The 16,922-nt window shown below is 73.3% G+C and carries 16 protein-coding genes and 1 pseudogene; 16 read left to right on the top strand and 1 reads right to left on the bottom strand.

Features of this window, described 5'->3' with window-relative positions; genetic code table 11:
* Positions 1-316 precede the first annotated feature (316 nt).
* The 10 genes from ACZ4NT_RS36120 (at position 317) to ACZ4NT_RS36075 (ending at position 9,706) form a co-directional block, all read left to right on the top strand.
* Complete coding sequence (locus ACZ4NT_RS36120) at positions 317-646, top strand: TcmI family type II polyketide cyclase (protein ID WP_121407658.1); 330 nt, start codon at positions 317-319, stop codon at positions 644-646.
* The gene (locus ACZ4NT_RS36115; protein ID WP_121407657.1) at positions 643-1,914 is read left to right on the top strand and encodes a beta-ketoacyl-[acyl-carrier-protein] synthase family protein; all 1,272 of its coding nucleotides are present in this window, start codon (positions 643-645) and stop codon (positions 1,912-1,914) included. Before ACZ4NT_RS36120 ends, ACZ4NT_RS36115 begins: the two co-directional genes overlap by 4 nt.
* The gene (locus ACZ4NT_RS36110; RefSeq protein ID WP_121407656.1) at positions 1,911-3,125 is read left to right on the top strand and encodes a ketosynthase chain-length factor; all 1,215 of its coding nucleotides are present in this window, start codon (positions 1,911-1,913) and stop codon (positions 3,123-3,125) included. The genes ACZ4NT_RS36115 and ACZ4NT_RS36110 overlap by 4 nt, the downstream gene beginning before the upstream one ends.
* Positions 3,126-3,195: 70 nt before the next feature.
* Positions 3,196-3,465 carry an acyl carrier protein gene (locus tag ACZ4NT_RS36105; RefSeq protein ID WP_121407655.1) on the top strand — a complete coding sequence of 90 codons (270 nt, stop codon included), beginning with the start codon at positions 3,196-3,198 and terminating at the stop codon, positions 3,463-3,465.
* Positions 3,466-3,481: 16 nt separating this feature from the next.
* Positions 3,482-4,309: a 3-oxoacyl-ACP reductase FabG gene (fabG, locus tag ACZ4NT_RS36100; protein WP_121407654.1), complete on the top strand. Its 828-nt coding sequence runs from the start codon at positions 3,482-3,484 to the stop codon at positions 4,307-4,309.
* An 86-nt stretch (positions 4,310-4,395) separates the two neighbouring features.
* Entirely contained in the window at positions 4,396-5,340 is a 945-nt protein-coding gene (locus tag ACZ4NT_RS36095) for an aromatase/cyclase (RefSeq protein WP_121407653.1), read from the top strand.
* Between the two features lie 2 nt (positions 5,341-5,342).
* A complete protein-coding gene (locus tag ACZ4NT_RS36090) occupies positions 5,343-6,836 on the top strand; it encodes an FAD-dependent oxidoreductase (protein WP_467729495.1) in 1,494 nt (497 codons plus the stop codon).
* A 104-nt stretch (positions 6,837-6,940) separates the two neighbouring features.
* On the top strand, positions 6,941-8,461 hold the full coding sequence (locus ACZ4NT_RS36085; protein ID WP_467729493.1) for an FAD-dependent monooxygenase: 1,521 nt from the start codon (positions 6,941-6,943) through the stop codon (positions 8,459-8,461).
* A 434-nt stretch (positions 8,462-8,895) separates the two neighbouring features.
* Positions 8,896-9,486: a Uma2 family endonuclease gene (locus ACZ4NT_RS36080; RefSeq protein WP_467729491.1), complete on the top strand. Its 591-nt coding sequence runs from the start codon at positions 8,896-8,898 to the stop codon at positions 9,484-9,486.
* Positions 9,371-9,706 carry a helix-turn-helix domain-containing protein gene (locus tag ACZ4NT_RS36075; protein WP_467729489.1) on the top strand — a complete coding sequence of 112 codons (336 nt, stop codon included), beginning with the start codon at positions 9,371-9,373 and terminating at the stop codon, positions 9,704-9,706. The genes ACZ4NT_RS36080 and ACZ4NT_RS36075 overlap by 116 nt, the downstream gene beginning before the upstream one ends.
* 412 nt (positions 9,707-10,118) lie before the next feature.
* On the opposite strand, the gene ACZ4NT_RS36070 is transcribed toward ACZ4NT_RS36075, so the two are convergent.
* Positions 10,119-11,204: a methyltransferase gene (locus ACZ4NT_RS36070; RefSeq protein ID WP_467729487.1), complete on the bottom strand. Its 1,086-nt coding sequence runs from the start codon at positions 11,202-11,204 to the stop codon at positions 10,119-10,121.
* Positions 11,205-11,466: 262 nt separating this feature from the next.
* Here ACZ4NT_RS36070 and ACZ4NT_RS36065 point away from each other — a divergent pair, with 262 nt between their 5' ends.
* The 6 genes and pseudogenes from ACZ4NT_RS36065 to ACZ4NT_RS36040 all read left to right on the top strand — a co-directional run.
* On the top strand, positions 11,467-12,558 hold the full coding sequence (locus tag ACZ4NT_RS36065) for a ScyD/ScyE family protein (RefSeq protein ID WP_183117130.1): 1,092 nt from the start codon (positions 11,467-11,469) through the stop codon (positions 12,556-12,558).
* A gap of 350 nt (positions 12,559-12,908) precedes the next feature.
* Complete coding sequence (locus tag ACZ4NT_RS36060) at positions 12,909-14,039, top strand: inositol-3-phosphate synthase (RefSeq protein ID WP_467729485.1); 1,131 nt, start codon at positions 12,909-12,911, stop codon at positions 14,037-14,039.
* Entirely contained in the window at positions 14,036-15,094 is a 1,059-nt protein-coding gene (locus ACZ4NT_RS36055; protein ID WP_467729483.1) for an SCO3242 family prenyltransferase, read from the top strand. Before ACZ4NT_RS36060 ends, ACZ4NT_RS36055 begins: the two co-directional genes overlap by 4 nt.
* Positions 15,091-15,936, top strand: coding sequence for a sugar phosphate isomerase/epimerase family protein (locus ACZ4NT_RS36050; RefSeq protein WP_121407645.1), 846 nt, complete (start codon positions 15,091-15,093; stop codon positions 15,934-15,936). Before ACZ4NT_RS36055 ends, ACZ4NT_RS36050 begins: the two co-directional genes overlap by 4 nt.
* Positions 15,933-16,559, top strand: a complete 627-nt coding sequence (locus ACZ4NT_RS36045) for an EboA domain-containing protein (protein ID WP_467729480.1) — start codon at positions 15,933-15,935, stop codon at positions 16,557-16,559. The genes ACZ4NT_RS36050 and ACZ4NT_RS36045 overlap by 4 nt, the downstream gene beginning before the upstream one ends.
* Before the next feature lie 24 nt (positions 16,560-16,583).
* A pseudogene (locus ACZ4NT_RS36040) lies at positions 16,584-16,922 on the top strand (TatD family hydrolase); the annotation flags it as partial.

Genomic DNA, 16,922 nt, shown 5'->3' with positions numbered 1-16,922 from the left:
GGGCGTCCCGCACCCCGCACCGCCCCACCTCCCGCACCACCGGAATGCGTCCGGCCCCCGCGTCCCGCACCACCGGGATGCGTCCGGCCCCCGCGTCCCGTACAGGCTCGGGGTGGCGCTCCGGTGGGACTCCGGCAGGGCCCGTGTCCGGCGCGATCGGCGGGCCGCACCGTCGAGGCCAAGGGGGGCCTCATGTGGTGCCCCGCCGGGCCGCCGGCCCCCTGCTTTTCTCGCGGGCCCCAGCAGATCAGGAGAGGGGGCCCCGGCCTGCTTGGCCCGCACCCTGCCCACGCAACCGCTTGAGGAGCTAAACCCTATGCACAGCACGCTGATTGTCGCCCGGATGGCAGCCGCTTCGAGCCAGGACGTGGCGCAGCTGTTCTCCGCTTTCGACGCGACGGACATGCCCCAGCGCATGGGAACGCGGCGCCGCCAGCTGTTCTCCTACCGGGGCCTGTACTTCCATCTGCAGGACTTCGACGAGGACAACGGCGGCGAGCTGATCGAGGCCGCCAAGAGCGATGAGCGGTTCGTGGGCATCAGCCAGGACCTCAAGCCGTTCATCGAGGCCTACGATCCCGCGACCTGGCGCTCGCCGGCCGATGCGATGGCCGCCCGCTTCTATCACTGGGAGGCGTCCGCGTGAGCAGGCGACGCGTGGTCATCACCGGCATCGAGGTGATCGCCCCGGGCGGGGTGGGCCGCGAGCAGTTCTGGAACCTGCTCAGCGAGGGCCGCACCGCCACCCGCGGCATCACCTTCTTCGACCCCGCCCCCTTCCGTTCCCGGGTGGCCGCCGAAGCCGACTTCGACCCCTACGCACACGGTCTGAGCCCGCAGCAGGTACGCCGCCTGGACCGGGCCGCCCAGTTCGCGGTGGTCGCCTCCCGGGCCGCGCTGGGCGACAGCGGCCTGGACCTCGGCGCCCTGGACCCCCACCGCGTCGCGGTCACCGTGGGCAGCGCGGTCGGCGCCACCATGGGCCTGGACGAGGAGTACCGCGTCGTCTCCGACGGCGGCCGCCTGAACCTGGTCGACCACACCTACGCGCCCCCGCACCTCTACCAGCACATGGTGCCCAGCTCGTTCGCCACCGAGGTCGCCTGGGCGGTGGGCGCCGAGGGCCCCAGCACGGTCGTCTCCACCGGCTGCACCTCCGGCATCGACTCCGTCGGCTACGCCGCCGACCTGCTGCGCGAGGGCTCCGCCGACGTCGTCATCGCCGGCTCCTCCGACGCACCCATCTCCCCGATCACCATGGCCTGCTTCGACGCCATCAAGGCCACCACCCCCCGCCACGACGAACCCGAACGGGCCTCGCGGCCCTTCGACGGCACCCGCAACGGCTTCGTGCTGGGCGAGGGCACCGCCTTCTTCGTGCTGGAGGAACTGCAGGCGGCCAAGAAGCGCGGCGCGCACATCTACGCCGAGATCGCCGGCTACGCCACCCGCTCCAACGCCTACCACATGACCGGACTGCGCCCGGACGGTGCGGAGATGTCCCAGGCGATCGACCTGGCCCTGGACGAGGCCCGCCTGAACCCCGAGGCCATCGACTACATCAACGCGCACGGCTCGGGCACCAAGCAGAACGACCGGCACGAGACCGCCGCGTTCAAGCGGAGCCTGGGCGAGCACGCCTACCGCACCCCGGTCAGCTCCATCAAGTCGATGGTGGGGCACTCCCTGGGCGCGATCGGCTCCATCGAGATCGCCGCGTCCGCGCTGGCGATGGAGTACGACGTCGTCCCGCCGACCGCGAATCTGACCACCCCCGACCCCGAGTGCGACCTGGACTACGTGCCGCTCGTCGCCCGCGACCAGCTCGTCGACGCCGTGCTGACCGTCGGCAGCGGATTCGGCGGCTTCCAGAGCGCGATGGTGCTGGCCAGCCCCGAAAGGAGCCTTGTATGAGCAGCCAGGTGGTGATCACCGGGGTGGGTGTGGCCGCCCCCAACGGGCTGGGCGCCGCCCACTGGTGGCCGGCCACGCTCAGCGGCAAGAACGGCATCGGCCGCATCACCCGCTTCGACCCCGGCCCCTACCCCGCCCGCCTGGCCGGGGAGGTGCCCGGCTTCAACGACGCCGAGCACCTGCCCAGCCGGCTGCTGCCGCAGACCGACCGGGTCACCCGGCTGGCACTGGTGGCCACCGACTGGGCGCTGGCGGACGCCGGGGTGGTCCCGGGCGAGCTGGACGCCTTCGACATGGGCGTCATCACCGCCTCCGCCGCCGGCGGCTTCGAGTTCGGCCAGGGCGAGCTGCAGAACCTGTGGAGCCGCGGCAGCCAGTTCGTGTCCGCCTACCAGTCCTTCGCCTGGTTCTACGCCGTCAACAGCGGACAGATCTCCATCCGCAACGGCATGAAGGGCCCCGCCGGCGTCGTCGTCAGCGAGGGCGCCGGCGGCCTGGACGCACTGGCCCAGGCCCGCCGCCAGATCCGCAAGGGCACCCCCCTGATCGTCTCCGGCGCGGTGGACGCCTCCCTGTGCCCGTGGGGCTGGGTGGCGCAGCTGTCCACGGGAAAGCTGTCCACCAGCGACGAACCCGCCCGCGCCTACCTGCCCTTCGACCGCGACGCCCGCGGCTACGTGCCCGGCGAGGGCGGCGCGATCCTGATCACCGAGGACGCCGACGCCGCCCGCGCCCGCGGCGCCCGCAGCTACGGCGAGATCGCCGGATACGGCGCCACGATGGACCCCCGCCCCGGCTCCGGGCGCCCGCCGGGCCTCGCCGCGGCCATCCGCACCGCCCTGGCCGACGCCCGCCTGGCCCCCGCCGACATCGACGTCGTCTTCGCCGACGGCGCCGGCGACGCCGCCGCCGACCGCAGCGAGGCCGACGCCATCAGCGCCGTCTTCGGCGACCGCGCGGTACCCGTCACCGTCCCCAAGACGATGACCGGCCGGCTGTACTCCGGCGGCGGCCCGCTGGACGTGGCGGCCGCCCTGTTCACCCTCCGCGACGGCGTCATCCCGCCCACCGTGCACGTCGAACCGTGCCGCGACTACCCCCTGGACCTGGTCCTGGGCCAGCCCCGCCCGGCGAGCGTGCGCACCGCGCTGGTCCTGGCCCGCGGCAGCGGCGGCTTCAACTCCGCCCTGGTGGTCCGCGCCACCGACTGACCTCCCCCGCACCCGCGACCTGTGACGTTCCGTACCTCCTCCTCCTTCTTCGACGAAAAGGATTCCCACCATGGCCACCAAGGTGTTCACCCTCGACGACCTCAAGCGCACCCTCGTGGAGGCCGCGGGCGTCGCCGAGGGCGTCGACCTGGACAGCGACATCCTCGACACCGAGTTCGAGGTCCTGGGCTACGAATCGCTGGCCCTGCTGGAGACCGGCAGCCTCATCGAGCGCGAGTACGACATCGCCCTGGACGAGGACGCCGTCGGCGAGGCCCACACCCCGCGCGCCTTCATCGACGTCGTCAACTCCCAGCTCGCGCCCGTCACGGCCGCCTGAAAGGACACCACCCACCATGACTGCCACCACCACCCCCACCCCCACCGCCGCCGAGACCGACGGCGGCAGCGCGCCGCGGGTGGCCCTGGTCACCGGCGCCACCAGCGGCATCGGCCTGGCCAGCGCACGCCTGCTGGCCGCCGCCGGCCACCAGGTGTTCATCGGCGCACGCAACGCCGACAACATCGCCGCCACCGTCAAGGAACTCACCGACGAGGGCCTCACCGTCGACGGCGCCGTCCTGGACGTGACCGACACCGCCTCCGTCACCGCCTGGGTGCAGGCCGCCGTGGACCGCTTCGGCCCCGTCGACGTCGTCGTCAACAACGCCGGCCGCTCCGGCGGCGGCGTGACCGCCGACATCGCCGAAGAGCTGTGGGACGACGTCATCGACACCAACCTCAACAGCGTCTTCCGGGTGACCCACGCCGCCCTCAACACCGGCGGCCTGCGCCACAAGAACCGCGGCCGGATCATCAACATCGCCTCCACCGCCGGCAAGCAGGGCGTCGTCCTGGGCGCCCCCTACTCCGCCTCCAAACACGGCGTCGTCGGCTTCACCAAGGCCCTGGGCAACGAACTCGCCCCCACCGGCATCACCGTCAACGCCGTGTGCCCCGGCTACGTGGAGACCCCGATGGCCCAGCGCGTGCGCCAGGGCTACGCCGCGGCCTACGACACCTCCGAGGACGCCATCCTGCACAAGTTCCAGGCCAAGATCCCCCTCGGCCGCTACTCCACCCCCGAGGAGGTCGCCGGACTCGTCGGCTACCTGGCCTCCGACACCGCCGCCTCCATCACCGCCCAGGCCCTCAACGTCTGCGGCGGCCTGGGCAACTTCTAACCCCCCCGGCCGACACCCACCACCCACCGCCCCCCGGCACCCCCCATCACCCGCTGTTCGTATGGAACTTGAGGAGAGAGGTCGTCATGACGACGCGTGAGGTCGAGCACGAGATCACCATCGACGCCCCGGCCGCCGCGGTCTACCGGCTGCTCGCGGACGTGACCAACTGGCCGCGGATCTTCCCCCCGACGATCCACGTCGACCGCATCGAGGCCACCGGCGACACCGAACGCATCCGCATCTGGGCGACCGCCAACGGCGAGGCCAAGGACTGGACCTCGGCCCGCACCCTGGACGCCGACGCCCTGCGCATCACCTTCCGCCAGGAGATCCCCGCCCCGCCGGTCGCCGCCATGGGCGGCACCTGGATCATCGAGCCGCTCGGCGACACGGCCAGCCGCGTCCGGCTGCTGCACGACTACCGGGCCATCGACGACAACCCCCGCGACCTCGCGTGGATCGAGCAGGCGGTGGACAAGAACAGCACCGCCGAACTGGCCGCCCTCAAGACCAACGTCGAACGGGTCCACACCGCCGACACCGACGACCTCACCTTCTCCTTCACCGACACCGTCACCCTCGCCGGCAGCGCCAAGGACGCCTTCGACTTCGTCAACGAGGCGAACCTGTGGGCCGAACGCCTCCCGCACGTCGCCGTCGTCCGCCTCACCGAGGACACCCCCGGCCTGCAGCAACTGGAGATGGACACCCGCGCCAAGGACGGCTCGGTGCACACCACCAAGTCCTACCGGGTCGTCTTCCCCCACCACAAGATCGCCTACAAGCAGGTCACCCTGCCCGCCCTGATGACCCTGCACACCGGCGAATGGACCTTCACCGAGACCGAAACCGGCACCACCGCCTCCTCCCAGCACACCGTCACCCTCAACACCGCCAACATCGCCGCCATCCTCGGCCCGGACGCCACCGTCGCCGACGCCCGCGCCTACGTCCACACCGCACTGTCCACCAACAGCTGCGCCACCCTGGCCCACACCAAGGCCTACGCCGAAGCCCTGCGGGCCTGACCATGAACACCCCACACGCCCGGGCCGACGTCATCGTCGTGGGCGCCGGCCCGGTCGGCCTGCTCCTGGCCGGGGAACTGGCCCGCGCCGGCGCCGGCGTCCTGGTCCTGGAAAAACGCCGCAGCCCCAGCACCGCCTCCAGGGCCTCCACCCTGCACGCCCGCACCATGGAGATCCTCGACAGCCGCGGCCTCCTCGCCGACCTGGGCGACGCACCCCGCGAACCGCGCGGCCACTTCGGCGGCATCCCCCTCGACCTCACCCTGCCCGCACCCCACCCCGGCCAGTACAAAGTCCCCCAGACCCGCACCGAAGCCGTCCTGGAGGAATGGGCGCTGGCCCTGGGCGCCGACATCCGCTGCGGCCACGAACTGACCGCCCTGACCGACCACGGCCACCACGTCACCGCGACCGCCGCCGGCCGCACCGGCGAACTCCACCTCAGCGCCGACTACCTGGTGGCCTGCGACGGCCAGGACAGCACCGTGCGCCACCTCACCGGCGCCGCCTTCCCCGGCCAGGACGCCACCCGGGAACTGCTGCGCGCCGACGTCGCGGACATCCGCATCCCCAACCGGCGCTTCGAGCGACTCGACGGCGGCCTGGCCATCGCCGCCCGCCGCGGCGACGGCGTGACCCGGGTCATGGCACACGCCTTCGGCGCCCCCGCCCGCCCCCGCACCGAAGACGCCCGCTTCACCGAGATCACCCAGGTGTGGAAACAGGTCACCGGCGAGGACATCAGCCACGGCACACCCCTGTGGGTGAACTCCTTCAACGACGCCTGCCGCCAGCTCACCCACTACCGCCACGGCCGGATCCTGTTCGCCGGGGACGCCGCCCACCAGCAGATGCCCATCGGCGGCCAGGCCCTCAACCTCGGCCTGCAGGACGCCTTCAACCTCGGCTGGAAACTCGCCGCGGTCGCCCGCGGCACCGCCCCCGACACCCTCCTGGACACCTACCACCGCGAACGCCACACCGCCGGCGCCCGCACCCTGGCCAACATCCGCGCCCAGGCCCTGATGCTGCTCGGCGACCCAGGCGTGGAACCCCTGCGCGCCGTGCTCGGCGAACTCATCACCCTCGATGAGGTACGCACCCACCTCGCCGGCATGATCAGCGGCCTCGACGTGCACTACCCCGACCCCACCGGCGGCGATGCCGGGGACCAGGGGCACCCGCTGCAGGGACGGCGCCTGCCCGAGACCGAACTGAACCTGCACACACACCCCACCACCACGACCACCGCCCTGCTGCGCGAGCACACCGGCGGACTCCTGCTCGACCTGCGCGACAACCCCGCACCCGGCCTGCTGCCGGCCGGCTACACCGGCGCCGTCCACCCCGTCACCGCCCGCCCCACCCGCCCGGGCCCCCTCGACGCCCACACCACCTGGCTCATCCGCCCCGACGGCCACGTCGCCCACGCCGGCGACGGCCGGGGCGACGGCCTGCACCGGGCCCTGGCCACCTGGTTCGGCCCGCCCCGCTGACGTGCCCCCCCCGGCCGGCGCGCACGGCCGCAACGCCCGGCACCCCGCCCCCCACCACCGCGACCGCCAGAAGTTGCTTTCGACGCCTTGAGGAAGGAACAACCATGCAAGGGACCGACACAGCGGTGGACACCGACGTCATCATCGTCGGCGCCGGCCCCACCGGGCTGATGCTCGCCGGGGAACTGCGCCTGGGCGGCGCCCGCGTCATCGTCACCGAAAAACTCGCCCGGCCCACCATGCAGTCCCGCGGCCTGGGCTTCACCGCCCGCACCATGGAAGTCTTCGACCAGCGCGGACTGCTGCCCCGCTGGGGCCAGCTCGACACCATGCCGGTGGGCCACTTCGGCGGCATCCAGTTCGACTACACCGTCCTGCCGGACGGCCACTTCGGCGCCCGCGGCGTCCTGCAGTGGCGCACCGAGGAAGTCCTGGAGCAGTGGGCGGGCGAACTCGGCGCGGACATCCGCCGCGGCTGGGAATTCACCTCCCTGAACCAAGGCCACCTCGACGGCGACCACGTCGAGATCACCCTCGACACCCCCCAGGGCCCCACCCGGCTGCGCGCCTCCTACCTCATCGGCTGCGACGGCTCCCGCAGCCGCATCCGCAAGGCCGCCGGCTTCGCCTTCCCCGGCACCCCCGCCACCCGCAAGATGTACGTCGCCGACGTCGTCGACTGCGGTCTGCGCCCCCGCTACCTCGGCGAGCGGCTGCCCGGCGGCATGGTGATGGTCGGCCCGCTGGGCGACGGCGTGGACCGCATCATCGCCTGCCCGCACGGCACCCCCGCCAGCGACCGCGACGCCGAAGTCGACTTCGCCGAAGTCGCCGACGCCTGGCAGCAGATCACCGGCGAGGACATCAGCCACGGCAGCGCCAAATGGGTCAGCTCCTTCACCGACGCCACCCGCCAGACCACCCAGTACCGGCGCGGGAGGGTCCTGGTGGCCGGCGACGCCGCCCACATCCACCTGCCCGCCGGCGGCCAGGGCCTGAGCACCGGCGTCCAGGACGCGGTCAACCTCGGCTGGAAACTGGCCGCCGTCGTCCGCGGCGACGCCCCCCGGCCGCTGCTGGACACCTACCACGCCGAACGCCACCCCGTCGGCCGCCGGCTGCTGGCCAACACCCGCGCCCAGGGCACCGTCTTCCTCGGCGGCGAACCCTCCGAACCCCTGCGCGAACTGCTCACCGAACTCCTGCAGTACGACGACGTCAAACGCCACCTCGCAGGCGCCGTCAGCCACCTGGACATCCACTACGACCTCGACGCGGACACCGGCGCAGCCGACCACCCCCTGCTGGGACGACGGATGCCGCCCCGCGTGCTGGCCGGCGCCGACGGCGAACAACGCATCGCCGACCTCCTGCACACCGGACACGGCGTCCTCCTCGACCTCGCCGACGACGCCGCCCTGCGCCACCAGGCAGCCGGCTGGCAGGGCCGCGTCGACGTCGCCACCGTCCTGGCCAAACCCGCCGACGGCCCCCACCCCGACCCCCTCGCCGACACCACCGCCGTCCTGGTACGCCCCGACGGCTACGTCGCCTGGACCGCCACCACCCCCGGCGCCCCGCACCTCACCCCCGCCCTCGAGCGCTGGTTCGGCCCCGCCGACTGACCCCCGCCCCCGGTGCACCGCCCCGGCCCCGGCCCCCAGCAACGGGCCGGGGCCACACACGCTCCCCACCCACCCCCACGCCCCACACACCGCCGCCCCACACCGGCCCACCCACACCCCCCGCACCGGCGCACCCACGCCCGGCGCACCGGGAAGCACAGCGACATCGGGCCGGAGCATCAGGTCCCGAAACGCCGGCATCCGGCGCCTCACCGGCTGGGACTAACAGCGCCGAGCGGTGCCCGGGCAAAGGGCTGAGTTTTCGCAATCGGGTTTCGTCGGCGGCGGTCGGGAACGGGCACGAGAGCAGGGGGAGCCCAGGGTGAATGCGGCGGGGCCCAGGGGGCCGCACTGAGCGGTGAGGCCGCAGGTCGGCGCGGCCTCACCGCTCACGCCCGCCTCCGGTGACAGTCCTTCGGTGATATAGTCCTTAGATGGACTATCGGCGGATGCGGGACTACGCTGACCAGCTGCTCGCCGCGTCTGGCAGTGAGCCCTGGAAGCTGGAAATCACCGGCGACCAGATCGTCATGATGATAAGTCCCGTCGGTCGGCATCTGGGCCTTGTACGGTCCTTGCGGACCCAGCTCGAGGCTCAGCTCCCACACACCAATCCGGGCTACCTCGCCGACGGCGACACCGACCTGGAGGATGCATCCATCGGTGTCCGGCGAGTCCCGGACCTGATGGTTTTCCACGAAGACCTCCTCGAGCGGGACGAACCGGCACGCCCGAGTGACGTTCTCCTGGTCTGCGAGGTCGTCTCGCGGGCCAACCCGGAGAACGACTACGAGGGAAAGCTCCGCGACTACCCGGCCATGGGCATCGGGCACTATCTGATCGTCGATCCCCGGAACGGGACAGTCCACGCCTACTCCGAGCCCTACACCGCTCCCGAAGGCCCCAGCTATGCCGCGCATCGGCAGTACCCGTTCGGCAAGGCCGTCGAGGTCGGCCCGTGGCGAATCGACACCAGCGCCTTCACCCGCTACGGCGACAGCGGGACCGGTCATGACCCTCGCTGAGCTGCGCCGAGCCCAGGGCCTGACACAAGTCCAGGTGGCGGACCTCATGGGGATCCAGCAATCGAACGTCTCCCGGATCGAACGGACGCCGATCCAGCAACTGGAGCTGCCCACCATCCAGCGCTACCTTGCCGCTGTGGACGGCCAGTTGCGCCTGATGGCCGACATCGGCGGTGACATCGTCGAGCTCGGCAACGCACCGGTCACCGCGTCCCGATAAGCCCGGCCGGCGGCATCGGCGGCATCGGCGGCATCGGCGGCCGCACCCGCTGCCCGCGCCGGCTCCCGTTGCGCATGCCGCTCGCCGAACCCATGCGAGCAGGCCCCGGAGCAGGCGCCCAGCACGGGGCCTGAACCTGCAGGCGTAGGAGGACGGATACACGGGGGAGTGCAAAGCCCGGTGGGCGGGCGGGCGTGCGCCGGGGGCGAGGGGGGGGGGGGGGGGGGGGGGGGGGGTGGACGCACAAAGAGAGGAGGGGAAACAAAAAGAGAAGGAGGGAGAAGGAGACAACGGAAAGGGGAAAACAATCCCCGGGTTTGCCCGTTCCCCCCCCCCCCCCCCCCCCCCCCCCCCCCCCCCCCCCCCCCCCCCCCCCGGGCCCGGGGGAGAGGCACTAAAAGGGGAGCGGGGGTCAGACCGGGACGGCTTCGACGAGGGAGACCGCGGCGGCCGTCTCCACCACGCGCTCCAGCTTGAACCCGGCACGCGCCAGCAGGTCGCCGTACTGGGAGGGAGTGCGCTCCTTGCCGCCCACCAGCAGCATCAGCCACAGGTCGACGAGCTTGCCCGAGTGCGGGGCGTCGCCCTCCTCGGGGATCACCATCTCCACCAGCAGCAGCTTGCCGCCCGGCTTGATCGCCGCCCGCACGTTGCGCAGGATCTGCAGCGCCTGCTCCTCGGGCCAGTCGTGCACGATGTGCTTGAGGACGTAGGCGTCGCCGCCGGCGACGACCGGGTCGAACAGCCCACCGTCATCGGTGGTGCACCGCTCGGCGACACCCTGAGCGGCCAGGAAATCCGCCGCCCCGTTGCCCGCCACCCGCGGGTCGGCCAGGATGCCGCGGGTGCCCGGCGTGCTGTTGAGGATGCCCGCCAGCAGCGCGCCCTGCCCGCCGCAGAAGTCCACCACCGTCTCGAACTGCGCGAAGTCGTAGGCGGCGACCACCGGAACGGTCTCGGTGTTCGACATCGAGCCCATGCCGCTGATGAACACCTTCCCGTACTCGGGGTTGTGCTCCAGGTATTCGAAGGCGCCCATGCCGCGCAGCTTGGGCAGGCTGGGCTCCCCGGTGACCACCGCGTCCAGGAAGTGCCCCCAGTCCTCCCAGTGCACGGGGTGGCCCATCAGCACCGCGATGTCCCGCATCGACATGGGGTGCTCCGCACGCAGCGCATCGGCCATCGGCGTCAGCGCGAACGTGCCGTCGCCGCGGCCCTCGAACACGCCCTGGCTGGCCAGCAGCCGCAGCACCCGGGCAACCGACTCCTCGTGCCCGCCGACCCGTTCGGCGATCTCGGCGGGCGCCAGCGGGCCCTCGTGCAGCGTCTCGGCGATCCGCAGCTCGGCGGCCACATACAGCGCCTGCGTGACCATGGAGCCCATGACCAGCTCCAGCAGCGCGAACGGCGGCGGAGCCAACTCCCGGGCCTGCCTCTGCAGATCGGCCCGCTGTTCTTCCACGGCCCGCACGACGGACGGGGGCGGCAATTCGGGCATGCGATTCCTCCATGGCAATAGCGCGTGAATGGTGTCCCAACCGCCGGAAGGGACCCGTTCCTTACACGATAGGCACCCCTCTCGCCGCACCCTGGAGGGCTTCTGGAGGCCCACTCGACCCTTGAAAAACAAACCGAATTCGGGTGTTCAACTGCGGGAAACACACAGTCGTACACGCCCCCTTTTTCTCGTCTATGGTGGCGCAGCTTTCACAACTGGCTCCCGAATTGAGCGGGGGATTGCGTTGCAACGGAGGAGAAGGATGCCGAATTCGCCAAGCTCCTGGAAGAAGACGCTCGTGGCGGTGGGGGCGGCCACCGCGGCCCTCACGCCGCTGGCGGCGGTGCCGGCCCAGGCCGGCACGAGCGCCGAGGCGAGTGTGGAGGTCCTGGCCTCCGGGCTGCACAACCCCCGCGACATCACCGCCCTCTCCGACGGCACCCTGCTGGTCGCCGAGGCCGGCGAGGGCCTGGCCACCTGTGCGGCGGGCCAGGTGTGCGCAGGGCTGACCGGCTCCGTCTACAAGGTCAAGGGCAGCTATCAGGCGCGGGTGGTCACCGGGCTGCCGTCCATGGCGGTGGGCCCCTCCGGCCCGCGCACCGTCGCGGCCGGCCCCAACCAGGTCCTGACCGACCCCGGCGGCGGCTACGACGTCCTCAACAGCTTCGGCAGCGACGGCAGCAACCAGCTGCGGGCCTCCCTGGGCGACAACGCCAAGAAGCTGGGCACTTTGGTCCGCACCCGTGACGGCAAGGTCCTGGCCGACCTCACCGACCACGAGACGACCGCCAACCCCGACGGCGGCGGCCTCAACGCCAACCCGTGGAACATGGTCCGCTACGGCTCGGACTACCTGATCACCGACGCCGGCGGCAACAGCGTGGTGCACGCCGCCTCCGACGGCACCACCACCACCGCGTTCGTCGTGCCCAGCAACGACACCGCCGTGCGCGGCAAGGTCGACGCCGTGCCCACCGGCCTGGTCAGGGCCCCCGACGGCACCCTGTACGGCTCGGACATGAGCGGCACCGTCCCCGGCGCCGCCCGCATCTGGAAGGCCGCCCCCGGCCACCAGCCCGAGGTCCTGGCCACCGGCCTGTCCAGCCTGGTCGACCTGGCCGTCGACTCCTCCGGCAACCTGATCGCCCTGTCCTACACCAAGGGCACCTTCGCGCCGCCCATCCAGCCGGGCGTGCTGTCGCGGATCAACACCCGCACCGGCGCCGTCACCGAGATCCCCACCGGCGACCAGCTCCACGCGCCCACCGGTCTGGCCCTGGGACCGTCCGGACAGATCTACGTCACCAACAACACCACCGGCACCGAGGGCCAGCTGGTCCGCGTGCGCCCCTGAACCACCCTCCCCCCCTCGCGGGGACGCTCACCGCGTGCACGGGCACGCCCCTTCGACCACGGCCTCGCCGGCCTCCCCCGACCGGCGGGGCCGTCGGCATGCCCGCCCCGCAACACACCCCCGGCCGGCGCCGGGGGAGTGCCACCAGCCCTCACCCCTGGGCAGCGGCCCCGCCTCACACCGCTCAACCCCCGGCCGCGGGGCGGGGGTTGAGCGGTGGGTGGGCCTCCGATGGACACCGGCTCGCCGACGGCTCGAGCCCTGCCGGAGCGGGCCGCTGCGGCGGCGGCCGGATCGGCATCCTGGCCGGGCATCGGCTCGCGCTGGACGACGTTTCATGGAGGCTGCCCGTGTCCGAACACCCCACCACCCCCGCCACGCCGGCCCCCGTCGGCGTGTGGCTGATCGGGGCCCGCGGCTCGGTCGCCACCACCGCCGTCGCCGGCTGCGCGGCCCTGTCGGCCGGCCTGCAGCCGCCCACCGGCCTGGTCACCCAGCAGCCCGCCTTCGCCGGCGCCGGCCTGCCCGCACTGTCCGACCTCGTCTTCGGTGGCCACGACACGGCGTCCACCGCCCTGCCCAAACGGGCCGAACACCTCGCCGCCCAGGGAGTCCTGCCGCACTGGCTGCCCGCCGCCGTCAACAGCGAACTGACCGCCGCCGACGCCCGTATCCGCACCGGCGGCCCGCTGCCCGGCGACGACCGCAGCCCCGAGCACCTCATCGACGCCTTCGCCGCCGACATCAGCGACTTCACCCACGCCACCGGCGCCGTGCGCACCGTCGTCATCAACGTCGCCTCCACCGAACCCGCCCCCGCCGACGAGCAGTGGCCGGCCAGCTCCCTGTACGCGGCGGCCGCCCTGCGCGCGGGCTGCGGCTACGTCAACTTCACCCCCTCCACCGGCATGCACCACCCCCGGCTCACCGCCCTGGCCGCCGCCTCCCACCTGCCCCACGCCGGCCGCGACGGCAAGACCGGCCAGACCCTGCTGCGGGCCGTGCTGGCCCCGATGTTCGCCCAGCGGGCCCTGAACGTACGGGCCTGGTCGGGCACCAATCTGCTGGGCGGCGGCGACGGCGCATCCCTCGCCGACCCGGCCGCCGCCGCCGCGAAGAACGCCGGCAAGGAACGGGTGCTGGCCGACAGCCTCGGCGCGCTGCCCGAAGGCCAGGTCCACATCGACGACGTCCCCGCCCTGGGCGACTTCAAGACCGCCTGGGACCACGTCCTGTTCGACGGGTTCCTGGGCACCCGCATGGTGCTGCAGACCATCTGGCAGGGCTGCGACTCGGCGCTCGCCGCACCGCTCGTACTGGACCTGGCCCGGCTGATGAGCCGCGCCCACGCGGTGGGCCTGTTCGGCCCGCGCCCCGAACTCGGCTTCTACTTCAAGGACCCCGACGGCGCCGACTCCGCCCTGGCCCAGCAGTACAGCGACCTGCTCGCCTTCGCCACCCGGCTGGGAACCCCCCGATGACCGCCACCCCCACCGCCCCCACCGCCCGGGCTGCCCGCGCGCCCGGACGGCTCGCGGCCTGGGCCGCCGCCCTGACCCGGCCCGCACCCGCCCGGACACCACCCGCCGCCCTCTCTCCCGCGAGCGCCCCCAGGCCGCCCGCGGTGCCCGCGGCTCTTGCCACGGGCGGCGCCCGGCTGCGTGCCTGGGCCGAACTCCTGCGCCTGCCCGCCCTGTTCACCGTCCCCGGCGACGTCCTCGCCGGCACCGCCGCCACCGGCGCCCGGCCCGGTGCGCGCACCGCACTGGCCATCGGTTCCTCACTGTGCCTGTACGAGGCGGGCATGGCCCTGAACGACTGGGCCGACCGGGAGGAGGACGCGGTGGCCCGCCCGCACCGCCCGCTGCCCTCGGGCCGTATCCGTCCCGGCGCCGCGCTCGCCGCCGCCGGCACACTCACGGCGGCCGGGCTGCTCCTGGCCCGCGCCGCGGGCCGCGGCGCGCTGACGGCGGCCGTGCCGCTGGCGGCCACGGTGTGGGCCTACGACCTGCGGCTCAAGCACACCCCGGCCGGGCCGGCCGCGATGGCCGCCGCCCGCGGCCTGGACCTGCTGCTGGGCGCGGCCTGCGCCACCGGCCCGATCCGCCCGGCGCTCGCCCCGGCGGCCGTGCTGGCCGGCCACACCGGCGCCGTCACCCTGGTCTCCCGCCGCGAGGCCGAGGGCGGCTCCACCACCGCCCCCCTCACCGCGCTGGCCGCGGTGAGCCTGCTGTCCGCCACCCTGGCCCGCCCACCCGCCGCGACGGCACGCACCGCGCCCGCCGCGAAGCCCGCGCAGGTGGTGCGGGCCGCGACGGTGGCCGCCTACGCGGTGACCTTCGCACGGCCGCTGGTGCTGGCCGCGCTGCATCCCTCGCCGGTGCTCACCCAGCGGGCGGTCGGTGCGGGGATCCGCGCCACGATGGCGCTGCAGGGGGCACTCATGGCCCGGGCCGGGGCCCTGGGAGCGGGCGTGGCGAGCACCGCGTTCGTGCCGTGGGCGGCCCGCCTGGCGCGGAAGGTGGCCACCACATGAGCGCCCTGCGCCTGGGATACGGCACCAACGGACTGACCGACCTGCGGCTGAAGGACGCCCTGGCGCTGCTGGCCGACCTCGGCTACGACGGGGTGGGGCTGACCCTGGACCACATGCACCTGGACCCGCTGGGCGCCCACCTGGCCGCCCGCACCCAGCGCACCGCGCACCGCCTGGCCGAACTGGGCCTGTCGGTCACCGTGGAGACCGGCGCCCGCTACGTGCTGGATCCGCGCCGCAAGCACGGGCCCAGCCTGCTGGACGCGGACGAGGACGCCCGCGGCGCCCGCACCGACCTGCTGGTGCGGGCGGTGGGCATCGCCGCCGACCTCGGTGCGCACGCCGTGCACTGCTTCAGCGGCATCCGCCCGCCCGCAACGGACCCGGACACCGCGTTCAAGCGGCTCGCCCAGGCCCTGGAACCGGTCCTCACCGCCGCCGAGACGGCCGGGATGCCGCTGGCGGTGGAACCCGAACCCGGCCATCTGCTGGCCACCCTTGAGGACTTCCACCGGCTGCGCGCCCTGCTGGGCGGGCCGCCGCTGCTGGGCCTGACCCTGGACATCGGCCACTGCCAGTGCCTGGAGCCGCAGTCGCCCGCGGACTGCGTACGGGCCGCGGCGCCCTGGCTGCGGCACGTGCAGATCGAGGACATGCGCCGCGGCCGCCACGAGCATCTGCCCTTCGGCCACGGCGAGATCGACTTCCCGCCGGTCCTGGCCGCCCTCGAGGACAGCGGCTACCAGGGCCTGACGGTCGTCGAGCTGCCCCGCCACTCCCACGCCGGCCCGGAACTGGCCGCGCAGTCCCTGACCTTCCTGCGCAACGGAGGACGCCCATGACCACCCCTCACCCCACCGCCCCCGCCACCGCCCCCGCCTCCGGCGCGGGCGCGGGCGCGGGCGGGGAGGCGGAGCTGTACCGGGCGCTCAAGGACCGGACGCAGGCGCTCAGCTGGTGGGTGACGGCCCGCGCCGAGGCCGCCGCCCGCACCCCTGCCTGGGAGCTGCGTTTCGCCGAGGCGGGCCGCGCCTGCCCGCTGCCCGACACCGCCCGGGTGGAGCTGCTGGCCGCCGCCCGCGCGGACGCCGCCACCGTGCTGCGCCTGTACCGCCAGGGCAGCGCCGCCGAACGCCGTGCCGTCCTGCTGGCCCTGCCCCGCCTGAACGTGCCGGCCGTGCACGGAGTGGCAATGGTGGAGGACGCCCTGCGCACCAACGACACCCGTCTGCTGGCCGCGGCCCTGGGCCCCTACGCCGCCGAGCACCTGCCCGCGCACGCCTGGCGGCACGCGGTCCTCAAGTGCCTGTTCACGGGCGTGCCGTTGGCGGCGGTCGCGGGGCTGGCCGCCCGGGCGAGCGGGGACGGCGAACTGAACCGGATGCTGCGCGCCTACGCCGCCGAACGCACCGCCGCCCACCGCCCCGTCCCCGGCGACCTGCACGTCCTGCTCGCCCTGACCTGAACCATCGACATGGGAGTACCCGGCATGCGTATCTTCGACCCGCACATCCACATGACCTCCCGGACCACCGACGACTACGAGGCGATGCACGCGGCGGGTGTCCGCGCGGTGGTGGAGCCGGCGTTCTGGCTGGGCCAGCCCCGTACCTCGCCCGCCTCGTTCTTCGACTACTTCGACGCCCTGATCGGCTGGGAGCCCTTCCGTGCCGCCCAGTACCACATCGCCCACCACTGCACGCTGGCCCTCAATCCGAAGGAGGCCAACGACCCCCGCTGCCTGCCGGTCCTGGACGAACTGCCGCGCTATCTGCTCAAGGACCAGGTCGTCGCGGTCGGTGAGATCGGCTACGACTCGATGACCGCG

This window comes from Streptomyces sp. NPDC026417 (assembly GCF_055567695.1).
Note: the sequence above shows the minus strand (reverse complement) of the source record. Positions and strands in the feature narration are given on the sequence as shown.